The organism is Phenylobacterium hankyongense (assembly GCF_003254505.1).
Classification (GTDB): domain Bacteria; phylum Pseudomonadota; class Alphaproteobacteria; order Caulobacterales; family Caulobacteraceae; genus Phenylobacterium; species Phenylobacterium hankyongense.
In genome coordinates this window covers 2,534,613-2,548,783 of sequence record NZ_QFYP01000001.1, presented here as the reverse complement: position 1 = coordinate 2,548,783, position 14,171 = coordinate 2,534,613, and the positions used below count along the sequence as shown (strand labels likewise).

Below are 14,171 nucleotides of genomic sequence, written 5' to 3'. Positions count from 1 at the left end.
CGTTCAGCTAGGCCTTGCGAGGTTCTGGACTGAACGAGGCGGTCGCGTCTCGCAAGGAGATCCAGATGAAGACCCTGATCCGGGCGGCCGCCCTCAGCGCCCTGCTCGCCGCAGCTGCGGCCACCGCCGCCCTGGCCCAGGCCGCGCCGCCGGCGGCCGACAGCATGTTCCGCACCACCACCCTGAACCTCGCCGCCTATGGCGAGACCCGGATCGCGCCGGACATGGCCACCATCACCCTGGGCGTGATGACCGAGGCCAAGACCGCGGCCGAGGCCATGCAGGCCAACGCCTCGCGGATGACCACGGTGACCGCCGCCCTGCGCAAGGCCGGGATCGCGGCGCGCGACATCCAGACCTCCGGCCTGAACCTCAACCCGCAGTACGTCTACGAGCAGAACCAGCCGCCGCGGCTGACCGGCTACCAGGCCTCCAACCAGGTGACCGTGAGCGTGCACGACCTCGCCCGACTGGGGGCCGCGGTCGACGCCACGGTGAACGCCGGCGCCAACCAGGTGAACGGGATCAGCTTCGGCCTCGACGACCCGACGGCGGCGGAGAACGCCGCGCGGCAGGCGGCCGTGCGGGCCCTGAGCGCCAAGGCCGACCTCTACGCCCACGCCACCGGCTACAAGGTCTCGCGCCTGGTCTCGCTCAGCGAAGGCGGGGGCTATTCGATGCCGCCGCCGATGCCGATGGCGGCGTTCGCCAAGCGCGACATGGCGGAGACCCCCGTCTCGCCCGGCGAGCTGAAGGTGCGGATCGACGTGACCGGCCTCTACGAGCTCGCCCGTTAGAAGCCGGCGGCCTTGAAGGCGCCGTCGAGGCGCTCGGCCATCATCCGGCCGGGGAAGGCGCGGTCGCCTTCCATCATCGCGGCGTAGACCAGGCCGTGGCCGGCCAGGACCCCGGACGCCCAGCCGACGCCCCGCGAGGCGTCGGTGGTGGTGTTGCAGCTGAGGGCCCGCGCCTGGCCGTCCTTGGCCGTGGCCTTCAGCAGGTCGTCGACGGTCCTCATGCCACGGCTGTCGCAGGCCGGCAGCTTGCGGTCGCACGCGGTGTGGGTGTTGTAGCGATAGACGGTGCGGCCGTCGGCCTGCCGGCCGATCAGCACGCAGGTGTTGGGATCGCCGATGCGGCTGGAGATCGCCTCGTCGAGCTTGTCCTTCTCGACGCCCTTGGGCAGGCCGGGCGAGCAGGCCGCCAGCGCCAGCGCGCCAACCAGCGGGACGGCCAACGCCAGCGCGGCCGTCGGGCGCATCAGGCGGCCTTCTTGATCTCGTTGCCGTCGCCCAGCAGCACGACGGTGGGGGCGTAGTTGCGGGCTTCCTCGGCGGGCAGCATTCCGTAGGTCACCACGATGACCTTGTCGCCCTTCTGCACCAGGCGCGCGGCGGCGCCGTTGACGCCGATCACCTTCGAGCCGCGCGGGGCCTCGATGGCGTAGGTGGTGAAGCGCGCGCCGGTGGTGATGTTCAGCACGTCCACCTGCTCGTGCGGCAGGATGTTGGCGGCGTCCAACAGCTCGCGGTCGATCGCGATCGAGCCTTCGTATTCGAGGTCGGCCTGGGTCACCGTGGCGCGGTGCAGCTTGGCCTTCATCAGCGTCAGGAGCATGGGCGACGACGTCCTCGGATAAGCGCTCGGGCGCAGGCGGCGCACGCGTGCGCCGGGAGCCCGGCGGAGGGGCATATACGCACGAAAGGGCCACGGTTCAATGCGGCGGCGCAGCAGCGGCGACGCTGCGTCGCCGGCCCCTGCGAAACCCCGCCTATCCCCTTGCCGCCCTTGGGCTGGCGGCCGCGGCGTCCGCGCGACGAAGCCCACCGCCGACGGCCTGCACCGCGCCGCAGCATGACGGGGAGGTGGAACGCCGCCCCTGGCCCGCAACTATCGGGCGGCGCGCCGGTTCTCCCGATGCAGCCGAACGGAGACGCCACATGAGCGAGCACCGGCACCACCCAGAGCACTCCGGCCAAGCCATCACCATCATGAAGGTCGACCCGATCCTCGACACCGGGATCGTCATCACCTCGCGCGCCCAGCAACCGGACGGCAGCCTCGCCGATCGCCACTCGGCCTATCACGACAACATCTCGCCGCCGCTGAACTGGACGAACGCGCCCGACGTGAAGGCCTGGGCGATCGTCGTCGAGGACCCCGACGCGCCGCGCGAGGCGCCCTTCGTGCACTGGATGATCTGGAACATCCGCGGCGAGATCCACGCCCTGCCGGAAGGCCTGCCCAACACCGACTTCCTGGCCACGCCGCAGGGCGGCATCCAGGGTAGGAACGACATGGGCGGCTACGGCTGGTTCGGTCCGCGCCCGCCGGCCGGCCATGGCGTGCACCGCTACTATTTCCAGATCTTCGCGCTCGACGACTTCATTCCCATGGGGCCCGAAACGCCGCTCAAGGACCTGCTCAACGCGCTGAAGGGCGCCACCATCGCCAAGGGCGAGATGATGGCCACCTACGAGGCGCCCAACCCGCAGTGACGCTTCACCGGCCCGGGTGTCGGCGCCCTTGACGCGCCCGCCCCGCCCCTGCGCTATGGCGATACATAAACAGCGTTCAGGGAGAAGCGGGCATGGACGGCGGCGAGACGTTGGGCGGGTTCACGTCCGAAGGGCTGGCGCAGATCCCGCCGGCGCTCCAGGCCGTCGTCGACGCGGGCGACCTGTCCGGCTTCGTGACGCTGATCTGGCGCAAGGGCGAGATCGCCCAGGTGAACGCGGTCGGATTCCGCGACGTCGAGGCCCGCGCCCCGATGACCCGCGACACCCTGTTCCGCATCGCCTCGATGACCAAGCCGGTGACCTCCATCGCCGCCATGATGCTGCGCGAGGAAGGCAAGCTGCGGCTCGAGGACCCGATCGCCCGCTGGCTGCCCGAGTTCGCGGACATGCAGGTGCTGAAGGACCCGACCGGGCCGCTCGAGGACACCTACCCCGCTCCGCGCGACATCACGGTCGAGGACCTGATGACCCACCGGGCGGGCCTCGCCTACGGCTTCACCTCGATCGGGCCGATCGCCCACGCCCATGAGGAGCGCCTTGGCCCGGCGCTCGGCACCCACCTGACCCCCGACGCCTGGCTGAAGGCGCTCGGCTCGCTGCCGCTGAGCTTCGCGCCCGGCGAGCGCTTCCACTACAGCCACGCCACCGAGGTGCTCGGCTTCCTGGTGGCGCGGATCGAGGGCAAGCCGCTGGGCGAGGTGCTGAAGGCGCGCATCTTCGGCCCGCTGGGCATGGTCGACACCGACTTCTGGTGCCCGCCGGAGAAGCGCGACCGGATGGCCAAGCTCTACCGGACCGACGCGCCGGGCGAGCCCCTGAAGGACGTCTCCCTGCCGCATGTGGACAGTCAGCCGGCCTTCGAGGCCGGTGGCGGCGGCCTGATCTCCACGGCCGACGACTACCTGAAGTTCGCCCGCATGATGCTGGGCGGCGGCGAGGTGGACGGCGTGCGGCTGGTCAGCCCCGAGACCCTCGCCCTGATGACCGCCAACCGCCTGACCGACGCCCAGCGGCAGATCCCGTTCATGGGCTTCCCGTTCTGGTCCTACCAGGGCTTCGGCCTGGGGGTGTCGATGGTCACCAATCCCGACATCGTCGCGGCCGTCGGCGGGGCGGCGTCGAAGGACTCCTTCGGCTGGCCGGGCGCCTTCGGCACCTGGTGGCAGGCCGATCCCAGCGAGGACATGGCGATGATCTACCTGATCCAGAACTCCATGCCGCTGGGCCCCGAGGCGGCCCGCGAACTGGCCACCGGCGAAGGTCTGCGCGCGCGCCTGGCCCTGCCGGTGTTCCAGCGGCTGGTCTACGGGGCGCTCGGCCGCTAGCGCGTCGCGGAGTTCCGCGGCGCCACGCACATCGGCTGGCCCTGGTAGGTCGCGCCGACGATCGTGCCCTCGCCGTTGCGCAACAGGGCGCGGCGGGCGCGTTCGAGGGCTGCGCCCTCCGCCGGCGGCCTCACGCCGGGCGGACAGACCGAGGCCTTGATCCGCTCGCCGCGCGGACAGATGCAGATATCCTCCCGGGCGTCGAGGCGGCCGCCGGGAACCTGGCAGATCGCCGGCAGCGACATGCCGCTGACGTCGATGCAGAGCGTGGTGACGGTGGGGGGGTTGTCGGCCAGCGACTGGGCGTTCGCCGCGACGCCCAGGAACGCCAGGGCCGCACCGGCGAGCAGAGCTTTCATGGCGCGTCTCCTTTGGCGGGGAGATTACACCTCGCCCGGCAGGCTGGCGACCCGGCCGGCTTTTGCGCTCCGTTCACCACGCTTCCACGCGATGGCTTAACCGCGATCGGTCATTCTGCTCCGCGGAGACCCGACCATGGACCCGCTGAGCACCGCCCGTTACGGCCTGATGGCCGCCCAGAGCCAGTTGCAGACCTCGGCGTCGCGCGTGGCGAACATGGGCTCCGACCCAACGGTCGACCCCGTCCAGGAAACCGTCAATCAGGTGGAGGCGAAACAGCAGTTCGCCGCCAACGCCCAGGTGATCAAGATCGCCGACGAGATGTGGCGGTCACTTCTCGAAGTTCAGGTACGCTAGAGCCGCCTGCGGGCTGGACCTCAGGCCCAGCTTGTCCCACACTCCTGCCGAGTGCGCGGCCTACGCGCCCACCTGACGCCGCGCCCCGGCGTCAGGCGAGTTCGGGGGGAGCGTCCGCTTGCTACGTGCATTCCTGGTCTGGCTGCAGACGCAGCTCGGAAAGGGCTCCGGCGACCTCGCCCGGTCCTGGAGCGAGGCGCTGCTGGAATCGCTCAACTTCTGGAGCCTGCTCGAAGGCACCCACCTGCTGGCGCTGATGCTGTTCGCCGGCACCATCTTCGTCGTCGACCTGCGGCTGCTGGGCGTGACCTTCCGGCGCACCCCGGTGTCGGTGGTCAGCGACCGGGTGCTCCCGCTGACGGTGGCCGGCTTTACGCTGGCGGTCGTCACCGGCGTGGCGCTCTTCTACGCCAAGCCGCTGTTTTATTATCACAATATCTGGTTTCGGCTGAAGCTGGTCCTGCTCGCCTTCGCCCTGGTCAACATCGCCGTCTTCCATGTGCGGGTGCAGCGCAACCGCAGCGACTGGGACGCGGCGGCGCGGCCGCCGTTCAGCGCGCGAGCCTCGGCGGCCCTCTCGCTGAGCGCCTGGATCGTAGTGATCAGCCTCGGCCGGCTGATCGCCTACGACTGGTTCGAGTGCGGCAAGCCGCAGCCCCACTTCATCAACGTCGTCGAGTCCTGCGCCGCCTCCGAAGCCGGGGCCGTTGAGAAGCACGCCGTCAGCCGCCTGGCGAGGGCCGGAGCATGACCTTCGAGGACCTGTTTCCGCACATCCGCCCGTGGGTTGTGAACCTCGGCAACGTCGCGCCGGGATCCTTCGTCAAGCCGCAGTTCGCCATCTGGGAGATCCTGCACATCCTGTCGCTGGTGGTGCTGGGCGGGTCAGCGATCCTGCTGAACCTGCGCCTGATCGGCGCCGGAATCACCGACGAGCCGCCGTCCGAGGTGCGCCGCAACCTGTGGCCGTGGCTGAACGCCGGGGTGATCGGCATCGTGGTCACCGGCCTGCTGATCGGCACGGCCAACGCCGAGCGGCTCTACGACAGCAACGCCTTCACGGTGAAGATGGCCGCCCTGCTGGCGGGGATCGTCTTCACCTATGGCGTCAGCGGACCCATCGCCAAGGCCGAGGGCGCCGTCAGCGCCGGTGCGAAGATCGGCCTGGTCGCAGGTCTCACCGTCTGGCTGTTCGGACTTTGGGTGTTCGCCACCTCGGCGTTGATCAATCCGGGCGTCTTCCACGTGCTGACCGCCGCCGCCCTGGTGGTGCTGTTCGTCGCCCGCGGACGGCTGCGCTTCGTCTACCTGATAGGGCTGCTGGCGCTGATCGCCGCCCAGTTCGTCGCCACCCACCTGCTCGTCAGGCCGGACGACTACGCAGCTCTCACCCCGGTCAACAAAGCCTTCGCGGCCGTGTTCGCGGCCTGGATCCTGGGGGCGGCGCTCGTCCAGCTGTTCCGGGCGGAGGGCGGCCAGCCGGGCGGGCGGCTGGCGCGCCTGGCCGGCTACGCCGGGATCCTGGTGTGGGTCACCGCGGCGGCGGCCGGCCGCTGGATCGCCTTCGCCTGATCAGGCGGTCTGACCAGCGGCCTGGGGTTTGCCGAACGCCCGCAGGAAGGTGTCCACCGCAGCGCTCACCTCGGCCTCGATCTCGGCCTCGGTAAGCTCCGGCACGTAGTTGGCGAGGCGGGCCTTGAAGTGGCGGTTCTGGCACATGCCCAGGAACTGGTGGGCGGCCATCGTCGGATCGCGGACGTCGAGCCAGCCCAGCGCGGCCCATTCCGCAAGGACCACGGCCAGCCGTTCGGCGCCGCGCTTCGGCCCGGCCTCATAGAAGGCGCGGCCGATCTCCGGGGAGCGCTCCGCCTCGGCCATGATCAGCCGGAAATGGCCAAGGTTATCGTCGCTGAGCACGTGGCGTAGAAACGACCGACCCAGCCGGCTGAGAGCCTGGGCGACCGTCTCGCCCTGCCACTGCAGGCCGTAGATCTCGTCCTGCTGCCAGACGCAGCGGCGCTGGACGTAGGCCTCGAATAGCTCATCCTTGCTCTTGAAGTAGTTGTAGAGCGTGCCCTTGGAACCGCCGAGCCGCGCGGCGATCGTCGACATCGACGCGGCGGCATAGCCCTCCTCGAGGAAGACGTCCTGCGCGACGTCGAGAATCGCTTCCCGGCGCGCGTCCCGATCCAGTCTTGGCTTGGTCTGCTGCATCTTTTTCCTACCGTACGGTACGGTCAGCTTGACTAGCTAATGACCGCCCCTATATGGCTCCAATATGACCGTACCGTACGGTATTTCAAGGCGCCGCCCGATGGCACAGTCCCCCGCATCCGCCCCGTCTCTCACCCCGCCGCCGCGAATGAAGGCCGCCTTGCTGGCGGGCCTTTGCGCCGCCGCCCTCAGCGCCTGTGCGACCCTGCCGGCCGCCGCGCCGGCCCGGATAGCCAAGGCGCCGCAGAGCTACGCCACCCAGGCGTCGCTCGCCGCCCCGGCCGCCGAGTGGCCCGCCGACGCCTGGTGGACCGCCTACGGCGACACCCAGCTCGACGGCCTGATGCAGGAGGCCCTCGCCGGCTCGCCGACCCTGGCCACGGCGCAGGCCCGCCTGCGGCAGGCCGAGGCCGTCGCCGCCCAGGCCCACGCCCGCGAACTGCCCTCCGTCTCCGCCAACGGCGCGGTCCAGGAGATGAAGCAGAGCTACAACAACGGCATCCCGCCCCAGTTCGTCCCGCAGGGCTACAACGACACCGGCCAGCTGACCCTGAACTTCAACTGGGAGCTCGACTTCTGGGGCCGCAACCGCGCGGCGGTCGCCGCGGCAACCTCGGAGAGCCGCGCGGCGGAAGCCGACGCCGCCGAGGCCCGGCTGATGCTCACCACCAACGTGGCGACCGCCTACGCCGACCTCGCCCGGCTCTATGCCGAGCGCGACGTGGCCGAGCGCACGGTCGCGGTGCAACGCGAGACCAGCAGCCTGGTGACCAGCCGGGTCGCCAACGGGCTCGACACCCGCGGCGAGCAGCGCCAGGCCGAATCCGAGCCGCTGCAGGCGCAAGCCGACCTCGCGGCGGTGGACGAACAGATCGCGCTGACCCGCAACCGCCTGGCCGCCCTGGTCGGCGCCGGCCCCGACCGCGGCCTGGCCATCACGCGCCCCGCCGCCGCAGCCCTGAAGCCGTTCGGCCTGCCGGCCGAGCTGGCCGCCAATCTGGTCGGCCGCCGCCCCGACATCGTCGCCGCCCGCTGGCGCGCCGAGGCCGCCTCGCACCGCATCAAGCAGGCCAAGGCGGCCTTCTATCCCGACATCAACCTGGCCGCCTTCATCGGCGCCCAGGCCCTGCACCTCGACCAGCTGTTCAGCCAGGGCTCCGACATCGGCGCGGTCGGCCCGGCGATCAGCCTGCCGATCTTCGAGGGCGGAAGCCTGCGGGCCGGCCTGCGCGGCGCGGAAGCCGACCGCGACGCGGCGGTGGCGAGCTATGACGGCGCGGTGGCCGAGGCCTTCCGCCAGGTGGCCGACGTGGTCGCCAGCCAGAAGGCCCTGGGGGCCCAGCTGGACAGCTCCCGCGCCGCGCTGGCCGCCAGCGAGGACGCCTACCGGATCGCCCGGATGCGCTACCAGGGCGGCCTGTCCACCTACACCCAGCTGTTGACCGTCGAACAGGCGGTGCTCAGCCGCCGTCGCCGGGTCGCCGACCTGGAGGCGCGCGGCTTCGCCCTCGACGTGGCCCTCGTCCGCGCCCTCGGCGGCGGCTTCCATTCGGCCTGACCGGCCGCTTCGCACCTCACAACACGACTCCGCTCTCGAGGCCTCCCATGTCCGACACCGCTCCCGCCCCGGCCGCCGCCCACAAGCGCCGGCGCCTGCTGACCCTGCTGGCCGCCGTGGTGGTGGTCGGCGCCGTGCTCTACGGGATCTACGCCCTGGTCTTCTCGGGCCACACGGTGGAGACCGACAACGCCTACGTCGGCGCCGACACCGCCCAGGTGACGCCGCTGGTGGCCGGGCCGGTGGCCCAGGTGCTGGTGCGCGAAACCGAGATCGTCAAGGCCGGCCAGCCGCTGGTGATCCTCGACGACGCCGACGCACGGATCGCCGTCGCGCAGGCGCAGGCCGCTGTCGGCCAGGCCGAACGCAAGGTGCGGGGCTATGAGGCCAACGACACCGCCCTGGGCGGCCAGCTGGCTGCGCGGCAGGCGGACATCAACCGCGCCCAGTCCGACCTCCAGCGGGCGCGCACCGACCTCGACCGCCGCCAGGCGCTCTCCGCCTCCGGCGCGGTGTCGGGCGAGGAGCTGACCACCGCCAAGAACCAGTTCGCCAGCGCCCAGGCCCAGGTCGCCCAGGCCCGCGCCAACCTGCAGGCCGCCGCCGGCTCACGGCAGGCCAACGAGGTGCTGATCTCCGGAACGCCGCTGGAGCAGAACCCGGAAGTCGCCGCCGCGCAGGCCCGCCTCGACGCGGCCAAGCTGGCGCTGTCGCGCACCGTGATCCGCGCGCCCATCGACGGAGTGGTCTCCAAGAAGGCCGTGCAGATCGGCCAGCAGGCGCAGGTCGGGACGCCGCTCATGGCCATCGTCCCCACCACCGAGGCCTACGTCGACGCCAACTTCAAGGAAGTGCAGCTGACCAACGTGCGCATCGGCCAGCCGGTGACGCTCACCTCCGACCTCTACGGCGGCGGCGTGAAGTTCCACGGCCGGGTGAAGGGCCTGTCGGGCGGTACGGGGTCGGCCTTCTCGCTGATCCCGGCGCAGAACGCCTCCGGGAACTGGATCAAGGTGGTCCAGCGCCTGCCGGTCCGCATCCAGCTCGACCCGCGGGAGCTCGCCCAGCACCCGTTGCGGATCGGCCTGTCGATGAAGGCCGCCATCGACATCTCCAACGCCCGCTAGGTTCGGAGTCCTTCCATGGCTGACGCCGCCGCCTCTCCGGCCACCCCCGCGCCGATGACCGGGATGGCGCTGGCCATCACCTCCATCGCGCTGGCGCTCGGCACCTTCATGCAGGTGCTGGACGGGACCATCGCCAACGTCTCGGTGCCGACCATCGCCGGCAACCTGGGGGTCAGCTCCAGCCAGGGCACCTGGGTGATCACCTCGTTCGCCGTCGCCAACGGGGTCTCGGTGCCGCTCACCGGCTGGCTGATGGGCCGCTACGGGGTGGTGAAGACGTTCGTGGCGTCGGTGGCGCTGTTCACCGTCGCCTCCTTCCTCTGCGGCATCTCCTGGAACATGGCGTCGCTGATCATCTTCCGGATCCTGCAGGGGGCGGTCTCCGGGCCGATGATCCCCGGCTCGCAGGCCCTGCTGATCATGATCTTCCCGGCCAGCAAGCGGGGGACGGCGCTGGCCATCTGGTCGATGACCACCCTGGTGGCGCCGATCTGCGGACCGATCCTGGGCGGCTACATCTCCGACAACTTCTCCTGGCCGTGGATCTTCCTGATCAACGTGCCCATCGGCATCCTCTGCACCGTGGTCTGCTGGCGGGGGATGGCGAGCCGCGAGACCGCAACCCGCAAGGTCCCGATCGACACCACCGGCTTCATGCTGCTGCTGGTCTGGGTGGGCGCCCTGCAGGTGATGCTGGACACCGGCAAGGACGCCGACTGGTTCAACTCGCCGGCCATCGTCGTCGAGCTGATCGTCGCCGTCGTGGGCCTGATCGCCTGGGTGATCTGGGAGCTTCACGAGAAGCACCCGATCGTCGACCTGTCGCTGCTCAAGTCGCGCAACTTCGTGCTGGCGACGATCGCCTTCTGCCTCGGCTATGCGGTGTTCTTCGGCAACAACCTCCTGCTGCCGCTGTGGCTGCAGACCCGGATGGGCTACATCGCCACCTGGGCGGGCCTGGTGGCGGCGCCCTCCGGGGCGGTGGCGGTGTTCCTGACGCCGTTCGCGGCGCGGCTGATGACCAAGGTCGATGCGCGCTGGGCCGCCACCGTCTCGCTGGTGGCCTTCGCAGGCTCCTACTTCCTGCGCTCCGGCTACACGCCGGACGCCAGCTTCGGCTCGCTGATCGTGCCCATGCTGGTGCAGGGGATCGCCATGAGCACCTTCTTCATCTCCATGGTGACGCTGTCGCTGAACGGCATCCCGGCCCAGCAGGTGCCCTCCGCCGTCGGCCTCTCGAACTTCCTGCGGATCACGGCCGGCAGCTTCGCAGCCTCTCTCGCCACCACCATCTGGGACCGCGGCGAGGCCCTGCACCAGACCCGCCTCGCCGAGGCCATGGGCTCGAGCGACCCGGCCTTCGTGCAGACCCTGCAGAAGCTGCAGGCGGCGGGCATGAGCGCGCAGCAGGCGCTGGGGTCGATCACCAACCAGGTGGTCAACCAGGCCTACACCCTGGCGGCGCTGGACTTCTTCCGCGTGTCGGCCTGGCTGATCGTGCTGACGATCCCGTGCATCTGGCTGACCCGCAAGGCGATGGCCAACGCCGGCGAGGCCCACGCCGCCGACTGAGCCGCCACGAAAAAGGGGAGCCGCAAGGCTCCCCTTCTGCGGCCGTCCGGCCGACGACTACTTGTCGTTGGGATCCGAACCGTCCTTCGGCGCGCCGGTGCCCGACGAGCCCATGAACAGCTTGCGGCCGTCGGGGAAGGTCACGTCGCGGCCGTTGGCCTTGCAGACCGGGGTGCAGGCCTTGTCCTTCGACTGGTACCCGCGGACCACGATCTCGGTGCCGACCTTCAGCGAATTGCGGTCGATGCCGGAGCGCAGCAGGGTGTTCGGGGTGCCGCCCTCCACCATCCATTCCTGGGTCCCGCCGGGGGTCACCGCGTTCAGGTGGACCCAGGCGTGCGGATTGATCCACTCGACCTTGGTCACCTTGCCGCGCAGCAGCACGGGGGTCTTGCCGTCGAACTCCGCGGCGAAGGCGTGGTGGGCCGAGGCCTGCTGAACGCCGAACGCGCCGGCGGCCAGCAAGGCCGCGCCGGCAAGGGTGGGGAGGATAAGGCGACGACGGGTCATGGAACGCTCCTGGGACGGGATGCTGGTTTCGGCTCGGCGGTCACTTCAGCGGCTCCTTGCGCAGGCCGCCGTACATCAGCTCTTCGACGAACTCGACGCACTTGAACTGCTGCAGCCGGGCGTCCTCGCCCACCCGCTTGTAGAGGTTCAGGCTCACCTTCCACGGCCGGGTGAAGGTCGCCGGATCGGTGATCTCCGCCTCGTAGCGCAGGGTCATCGGGCCGGTGGGCGTCCAGCGCTCGACCACCTTCATGTCGGCGGAGTGGAAGTTGCCGGCGCGGTCGAACCAGGTGGAGTCGTTCTGGCCGGTCACGGTGACCACCAGGGTGTCGCCTTCCCACTTCGCCACCGACTGGCCCATCCAGGAATCCACCGGCGCCGGGCCCGGGTCGGTGAACAGCAGGCTGCGCACGGCGCCGGCGTATTCGTAGGCGATCAGCGTCGCCTTCTGCGATTGGAAGATCTGGAACGGCAGGGCCATGTAGTTGGCCCGCGGCACGCCCGGCAGGTAGCACTTGATCTCCGGATCGCGGCGCAGCCAGTCGGCGCGGTTCTCGTCGCGCTGCTTGCGGGCCTCGGCGGTGTAGGGGATCGCGCCGCCTTCGACGACGCCCAGGCCGGCCGGCACCGCGCCCACCGCGCCGAGCGCCAGGACGTCCTTCGCCGGCACGGGGCCGAACGGCCCCGGGCGCATCGCCAGGGCCGCGCGGGCGGCATGCGGCTCGAGGTCGTAGTTGGCGGTGGTCATCGCCTGCCAGACGCCATTCAGGTCGGGGTGGACGCCGTCGGGACCGCGCGGGGCGCGATAGCTGGCGGCCGTCGGCTTCGCCTTCGGCGCGGCCGCCTGGGCCTGGCCGCCGATCACCGCGCCGGCCAGCGCCAGCGTCGCCATGAGCCTGATCATCGTCCCTCCCCCGAGCCTCGTCCGCATGCTGCGAAGCTTCAGATTTTGAGGCAGACTAATCGACGTTCAGGCAAAGCGCCAGCGTGCGGACTTTAGAACTTCCGGTTTGGCGCGGCCGGAAAACGCATCGCAGTGTCGCTGGGTTCGCGCCGCCTGGAGGCGGCGGACTTTGACAAGCCCGGGCGGGAAGGCTAGCGGCCATCCATGGCGCTGCGCCCCCTGTTCATCACCCAGCTGTACCAGGCCTCCCTGGCCGCCGACCGCGGCTTCGAGGGCTTCAACGCCGAGTTGGAGGACGCCTGCCAGATGCTGGCGGCGGAGGACCAGGCCGGGCGGGCCTGGTGCAAGGCCCACGGCTACGGCGGCTACACCTCCTACGCCTCGCTGGACGACCTGCCCCAGCGGATGACGGTCTTCGCCGACCTGAAGAAGAAGCTGGACCGCCACGCCGCCGCCTTCGCGGCGGATCTGGCGTTCGACCTCGGCGGCGGCAGGCTGCGGCTGGACAGCCTGTGGGTGAACGTCCTGAAGCCCGGCGCGGCCCACTCCGGCCACATCCATCCGCACAGCGTGCTGTCGGGCACGGTCTATGTGGCGACCCCGCCGGGCGCCAGCGCGCTGAAGCTGGAGGACCCGCGCCTGCCGCTGATGATGGCCGCCCCGCCAAAGCGTGCGGACGCGCCCGACACCGGCCAGACCTTCGTCTACCTGACGCCCGAGCCCGGGACGGTGCTGATGTGGGAGAGCTGGCTGCGCCACGAGGTGCCGGCCAACCGCGCCAAGGCCGAGCGCATCTCGATCAGCTTCAACTACGGCTGGCGCTAAGCCGGACGGCGCGCCGAAACGAACTTGGCGGCAGGGACACTGGCCGCCCGCCGTCGCCTGTGCTCCCCTGCGGCATGGCCGCCGACACCATGACCGGAGCGGAAACCGACTTTGCGCCGCTCACGGCGCGCGCCGTCCTGCTTGGCGAGCGCATCGACACCGCCGGCCTTGAGCGGCGCGACGCGCTCTCGACCATGCCGCTCGCCTTCCGCGTCGGCGACCAGGCCGTGGCCGTGGTCTTCCGCTATGGCGTGGTGGTGCTGATCGGGCTCGATCCGTTGGCCGAGGACGAGGCGCTGCGCGGCATCGCCCCACGGGTGGTCGGGCCCTTCCCCATCCGGGAGGAGGAGGCCGTACGGCTCGCGCCCGGGCGGGAGGAGCGGATCGACCCGGAGGGCGTGGTTCGCATCGCCGACCGCTCGCCCGCCCGGTTGCTGATCGTGGCCGACGCCCTGGCCAAGAGCGCCGCCCTGGCGCACGACGAGCGCCAGGTGTCGCAGGTGTTCGACGCGCTTGAGCCCTGGTCGCGCGACCTTGCGACGCGCGGCCGCGCGCCCGGCGGCCGCCGCGCCATGATCCGCATGATCGGCTCGGCGCTGCTGGTGGAGCACCGGGTGAGCGGGCGGGTGGCGGTGGGCGAGAAGCCGGACCTGCTGTGGGATCGTCCCGACCTGGAGCGCCTCTACGCCCGGCTGGAGACCGAGTACGAACTGGACGAGCGCGCCGAGGTGCTGAACCGCAAGCTCCGGCTGATCGGTCAGACGGCCCGGCTGATGACCGACCTGATCGACACCGAGCGGTCCCTGCGCCTGGAGGCCGCGGTCGTCATCCTGATCGTGGCGGAGATCGCGCTCACGCTTTTTCAGATCGCTCGCGGCTAGCGGACAACAAGAACCCCGC

The 14,171-nt window shown here is 70.7% G+C and carries 17 protein-coding genes; 11 read left to right on the top strand and 6 right to left on the bottom strand.

What is annotated here, in order from left to right:
• Window positions 1–65 precede the first annotated feature (65 nt).
• Window positions 66–797 carry an SIMPL domain-containing protein gene (locus DJ021_RS12300; RefSeq protein ID WP_111457822.1) on the top strand — a complete coding sequence of 244 codons (732 nt, stop codon included), beginning with the start codon at window positions 66–68 and terminating at the stop codon, window positions 795–797.
• On the opposite strand, the gene DJ021_RS12295 is transcribed toward DJ021_RS12300, so the two are convergent.
• Together DJ021_RS12295 and panD are read right to left on the bottom strand one after the other, a co-directional pair.
• Window positions 794–1,261 carry a hypothetical protein gene (locus tag DJ021_RS12295; RefSeq protein WP_111457821.1) on the bottom strand — a complete coding sequence of 156 codons (468 nt, stop codon included), beginning with the start codon at window positions 1,259–1,261 and terminating at the stop codon, window positions 794–796. The genes DJ021_RS12300 and DJ021_RS12295 overlap by 4 nt on opposite strands.
• Window positions 1,261–1,617, bottom strand: coding sequence for an aspartate 1-decarboxylase (panD, locus tag DJ021_RS12290; RefSeq protein WP_111457820.1), 357 nt, complete (start codon window positions 1,615–1,617; stop codon window positions 1,261–1,263). The genes DJ021_RS12295 and panD overlap by 1 nt, the downstream gene beginning before the upstream one ends.
• 323 nt (window positions 1,618–1,940) lie before the next feature.
• Here panD and DJ021_RS12285 point away from each other — a divergent pair, with 323 nt between their 5' ends.
• Both DJ021_RS12285 and DJ021_RS12280 read left to right on the top strand, forming a co-directional pair.
• A complete protein-coding gene (locus DJ021_RS12285; RefSeq protein ID WP_111457819.1) occupies window positions 1,941–2,498 on the top strand; it encodes a YbhB/YbcL family Raf kinase inhibitor-like protein in 558 nt (185 codons plus the stop codon).
• Window positions 2,499–2,590: 92 nt separating this feature from the next.
• Window positions 2,591–3,844: a serine hydrolase domain-containing protein gene (locus DJ021_RS12280; RefSeq protein WP_111457818.1), complete on the top strand. Its 1,254-nt coding sequence runs from the start codon at window positions 2,591–2,593 to the stop codon at window positions 3,842–3,844.
• Here the strand turns inward: DJ021_RS12280 and DJ021_RS12275 are convergent.
• Window positions 3,841–4,203 (bottom strand): hypothetical protein, encoded by a 363-nt coding sequence (locus DJ021_RS12275; protein ID WP_111457817.1) that lies wholly within the window; start codon window positions 4,201–4,203, stop codon window positions 3,841–3,843. The two genes, DJ021_RS12280 and DJ021_RS12275, sit on opposite strands and share 4 nt — an antisense overlap.
• A gap of 136 nt (window positions 4,204–4,339) precedes the next feature.
• On the opposite strand from DJ021_RS12275, the gene DJ021_RS12270 reads away from it, so the two are divergent.
• From DJ021_RS12270 to DJ021_RS12260, 3 genes are all read left to right on the top strand, one after another.
• A complete protein-coding gene (locus DJ021_RS12270; RefSeq protein WP_111457816.1) occupies window positions 4,340–4,561 on the top strand; it encodes a flagellar basal body rod C-terminal domain-containing protein in 222 nt (73 codons plus the stop codon).
• 118 nt (window positions 4,562–4,679) lie between these two features.
• Window positions 4,680–5,312 (top strand): DUF6644 family protein, encoded by a 633-nt coding sequence (locus DJ021_RS12265; RefSeq protein WP_111457815.1) that lies wholly within the window; start codon window positions 4,680–4,682, stop codon window positions 5,310–5,312.
• Window positions 5,309–6,133, top strand: a complete 825-nt coding sequence (locus DJ021_RS12260; RefSeq protein ID WP_111457814.1) for a DUF6644 family protein — start codon at window positions 5,309–5,311, stop codon at window positions 6,131–6,133. The genes DJ021_RS12265 and DJ021_RS12260 overlap by 4 nt, the downstream gene beginning before the upstream one ends.
• Here DJ021_RS12260 and DJ021_RS12255 read toward each other — a convergent pair whose 3' ends face one another.
• Window positions 6,134–6,775: a TetR/AcrR family transcriptional regulator gene (locus DJ021_RS12255; protein ID WP_111457813.1), complete on the bottom strand. Its 642-nt coding sequence runs from the start codon at window positions 6,773–6,775 to the stop codon at window positions 6,134–6,136. It abuts the gene before it with no gap.
• Between the two features lie 160 nt (window positions 6,776–6,935).
• Between DJ021_RS12255 and DJ021_RS12250 the strand changes: the two genes are divergently transcribed.
• The 3 genes from DJ021_RS12250 to DJ021_RS12240 are packed head-to-tail and all read left to right on the top strand — an operon-like array spanning window position 6,936 to window position 11,032.
• Window positions 6,936–8,333 carry an efflux transporter outer membrane subunit gene (locus DJ021_RS12250; protein ID WP_243625983.1) on the top strand — a complete coding sequence of 466 codons (1,398 nt, stop codon included), beginning with the start codon at window positions 6,936–6,938 and terminating at the stop codon, window positions 8,331–8,333.
• Between the two features lie 47 nt (window positions 8,334–8,380).
• The gene (locus DJ021_RS12245) at window positions 8,381–9,460 is read left to right on the top strand and encodes an HlyD/EmrA/EmrK family protein (RefSeq protein WP_111457811.1); all 1,080 of its coding nucleotides are present in this window, start codon (window positions 8,381–8,383) and stop codon (window positions 9,458–9,460) included.
• 15 nt (window positions 9,461–9,475) lie between these two features.
• The gene (locus DJ021_RS12240; RefSeq protein WP_111457810.1) at window positions 9,476–11,032 is read left to right on the top strand and encodes a DHA2 family efflux MFS transporter permease subunit; all 1,557 of its coding nucleotides are present in this window, start codon (window positions 9,476–9,478) and stop codon (window positions 11,030–11,032) included.
• Window positions 11,033–11,089: 57 nt separating this feature from the next.
• On the opposite strand, the gene DJ021_RS12235 is transcribed toward DJ021_RS12240, so the two are convergent.
• Both DJ021_RS12235 and DJ021_RS12230 read right to left on the bottom strand, forming a co-directional pair.
• Window positions 11,090–11,542: a DUF6152 family protein gene (locus tag DJ021_RS12235; RefSeq protein ID WP_111457809.1), complete on the bottom strand. Its 453-nt coding sequence runs from the start codon at window positions 11,540–11,542 to the stop codon at window positions 11,090–11,092.
• Window positions 11,543–11,582: 40 nt separating this feature from the next.
• Window positions 11,583–12,446 (bottom strand): hypothetical protein, encoded by an 864-nt coding sequence (locus tag DJ021_RS12230; RefSeq protein ID WP_111457808.1) that lies wholly within the window; start codon window positions 12,444–12,446, stop codon window positions 11,583–11,585.
• A 204-nt stretch (window positions 12,447–12,650) separates the two neighbouring features.
• Between DJ021_RS12230 and DJ021_RS12225 the strand changes: the two genes are divergently transcribed.
• Complete coding sequence (locus DJ021_RS12225) at window positions 12,651–13,271, top strand: TIGR02466 family protein (RefSeq protein WP_111457807.1); 621 nt, start codon at window positions 12,651–12,653, stop codon at window positions 13,269–13,271.
• Window positions 13,272–13,345: 74 nt separating this feature from the next.
• Window positions 13,346–14,152, top strand: coding sequence for an RMD1 family protein (locus tag DJ021_RS12220; RefSeq protein ID WP_207801829.1), 807 nt, complete (start codon window positions 13,346–13,348; stop codon window positions 14,150–14,152).
• The last annotated feature ends 19 nt before the right edge of the window (window positions 14,153–14,171 follow it).

Coding starts and splice junctions, on each gene's coding strand:
- DJ021_RS12270 (WP_111457816.1), top strand. CDS start 4,340: ATGGACCCGCTGAGCACCGCCCGTTACGGCCTGATGGCCGCCCAGAGC.
- DJ021_RS12260 (WP_111457814.1), top strand. CDS start 5,309: ATGACCTTCGAGGACCTGTTTCCGCACATCCGCCCGTGGGTTGTGAAC.
- DJ021_RS12275 (WP_111457817.1), bottom strand. CDS start 4,203: ATGAAAGCTCTGCTCGCCGGTGCGGCCCTGGCGTTCCTGGGCGTCGCG.
- DJ021_RS12295 (WP_111457821.1), bottom strand. CDS start 1,261: ATGCGCCCGACGGCCGCGCTGGCGTTGGCCGTCCCGCTGGTTGGCGCG.
- DJ021_RS12255 (WP_111457813.1), bottom strand. CDS start 6,775: ATGCAGCAGACCAAGCCAAGACTGGATCGGGACGCGCGCCGGGAAGCG.
- DJ021_RS12240 (WP_111457810.1), top strand. CDS start 9,476: ATGGCTGACGCCGCCGCCTCTCCGGCCACCCCCGCGCCGATGACCGGG.
- DJ021_RS12220 (WP_207801829.1), top strand. CDS start 13,346: ATGGCCGCCGACACCATGACCGGAGCGGAAACCGACTTTGCGCCGCTC.
- DJ021_RS12280 (WP_111457818.1), top strand. CDS start 2,591: ATGGACGGCGGCGAGACGTTGGGCGGGTTCACGTCCGAAGGGCTGGCG.
- DJ021_RS12245 (WP_111457811.1), top strand. CDS start 8,381: ATGTCCGACACCGCTCCCGCCCCGGCCGCCGCCCACAAGCGCCGGCGC.
- DJ021_RS12225 (WP_111457807.1), top strand. CDS start 12,651: ATGGCGCTGCGCCCCCTGTTCATCACCCAGCTGTACCAGGCCTCCCTG.
- DJ021_RS12235 (WP_111457809.1), bottom strand. CDS start 11,542: ATGACCCGTCGTCGCCTTATCCTCCCCACCCTTGCCGGCGCGGCCTTG.
- panD (WP_111457820.1), bottom strand. CDS start 1,617: ATGCTCCTGACGCTGATGAAGGCCAAGCTGCACCGCGCCACGGTGACC.
- DJ021_RS12300 (WP_111457822.1), top strand. CDS start 66: ATGAAGACCCTGATCCGGGCGGCCGCCCTCAGCGCCCTGCTCGCCGCA.
- DJ021_RS12230 (WP_111457808.1), bottom strand. CDS start 12,446: ATGATCAGGCTCATGGCGACGCTGGCGCTGGCCGGCGCGGTGATCGGC.
- DJ021_RS12285 (WP_111457819.1), top strand. CDS start 1,941: ATGAGCGAGCACCGGCACCACCCAGAGCACTCCGGCCAAGCCATCACC.